4 protein-coding genes are annotated in these 1,530 nt (G+C 49.0%); 1 reads left to right on the plus strand and 3 read right to left on the minus strand.

From position 1 onward, the window contains the following. Positions 1-212 (minus strand): IS66 family insertion sequence element accessory protein TnpA (tnpA, locus tag E4021_RS18660; protein ID WP_406603364.1); only part of this gene is annotated, 212 nt, incomplete at its 3' end. Between the two features lie 19 nt (positions 213-231). Between tnpA and E4021_RS17925 the strand changes: the two genes are divergently transcribed. Further along, positions 232-609 carry a transposase gene (locus tag E4021_RS17925; protein ID WP_246050331.1) on the plus strand — a complete coding sequence of 126 codons (378 nt, stop codon included), beginning with the start codon at positions 232-234 and terminating at the stop codon, positions 607-609. An 82-nt stretch (positions 610-691) separates the two neighbouring features. Here E4021_RS17925 and E4021_RS17930 read toward each other — a convergent pair whose 3' ends face one another. Together E4021_RS17930 and E4021_RS17935 are read right to left on the minus strand one after the other, a co-directional pair. Further along, the gene (locus E4021_RS17930; RefSeq protein ID WP_136460862.1) at positions 692-1,207 is read right to left on the minus strand and encodes a hypothetical protein; all 516 of its coding nucleotides are present in this window, start codon (positions 1,205-1,207) and stop codon (positions 692-694) included. Positions 1,208-1,249: 42 nt separating this feature from the next. Next, positions 1,250-1,530: transposase (locus E4021_RS17935; protein WP_320055143.1), on the minus strand; the 281-nt coding region annotated here is incomplete at its 5' end.

The following is a 1,530-nucleotide window of genomic DNA, read 5'->3' on the forward strand; positions in this document are numbered from 1 at the left end:
ACTTCCAGGGTAGCGGCGGCCGCCGCTGCTGGCTCTGGGGGCGGCGGCGAACATTTTAGACTAATGAAGCCCACGTCGGCCGAAGGCGCCTGCCTGAGAGTCCGGGACTTGCGACGCCAATAATGAAAGGTAGCGTAGCTGATCCCCGCCTCGGCGCAGAAATCCTTAATCGACTGGCCCGAACTGGCCTGGCGCTCCACCAGGGCCTGCATTCTCTTTGCTTTATCCACGATTGCTTTTGCCCGCAAAACTCTTGCTCACTATACCCCTAAACAAGACGGGGTTGCTCGGACGCTTACCGACAACGCGCGCTACAATCGTAATGAGCTGTTGACTACCTGGGCGGCCGGGCAGCGAATTGAGTTTGTTTACCTGCCTACCTATTCGCCTAACCTCAACTTGATCGAGCGCCTCTGGCACTTCATGCGGGTGAAAATTCTCAACTCGACCTACTACGAGAAACACGCCGAGTTCCGCGCGGCAAGCGTGACCTTTTTGGAGGACATTAAGCAGTACAAGAAAGAACTGCGCAGCCTCCTAACGCTGAATTTTCGGACCGTAGGGGGCACTTCCGTGCACTTATCCCAAACCACTCAATTACCGGTATAGCTTGCACTTCTTAAGCGTCTAGGCATATCGTTAGATTGGCGACGTTGCCGAATGTGGCAACGGTACAAGAGCGAGAACAGGTCTACCGCGTTTCTTCGGTAAGGTATTCGATCTTACCCCCTTTATAGCCTTTGGCAAGGTTTTCCATAAATATCCAACTGGCCCCCACAATACTACCTTTCCCGCCTTTGTTCAAAATTCGACTAGCATCCTTGTCAAAAGAGGTATTACTGGATACGCCGGCCCCTGTCGTAGCTGCTCTATGGAGTTGTTCGCTGCTCTTCATCCCTTTTAAAATCATCGTGGTTCCATCCTCATCATCGTTGAATTCGATAATAAGTTTCATCTCTAATTCCCCAGCGTTCATAAAACCGTAGTTCATTTTTCTCACTTCGGTCGTGATGACATAAAAATTTTTGTCTGCCGTTTCTAGGGTGTAGCCTTCATCGAGAAGTAATCGGCCCATTTTTTTGAAGGCATCATCGATGTTGTCGGCGGTATGGATTTCGATAACGTTAGCCCCTTTGGGCGCGTCTTGTGAGAAAATATCTGCAGAAAAGATTGCTACGCATGTTAATACGAGAAGGTATCGAAACATAGATGTACGGTTGTCAAATTCTAAATTAACGTGAGGTTGGGGCTATCCAAGCAGTTTTGGCAGCAAAACAGCAGGTTTTTGCTCCATGAAGGAGTAGGCGGCCACCGCGCTCAACATATGTGCCAGGGCATTCTGCGGACTCCGATGCCGGGTATGTTCAATATCAAATACCGTCATCAAGATATCGAAAACTGACTCAATTACTCCACGTTTGAATAGCGCATACTTTTCATTTATCGGCATTAGTTTGTTCTTCATGTTTTTCCGGATTTTGGTCACCACCTTTATCCCCTGCTGGTACAACTCGGAAAATATGCCGGATA

This window comes from Neolewinella litorea, assembly GCF_004803465.1.
GTDB lineage: Bacteria > Bacteroidota > Bacteroidia > Chitinophagales > Saprospiraceae > Neolewinella > Neolewinella litorea.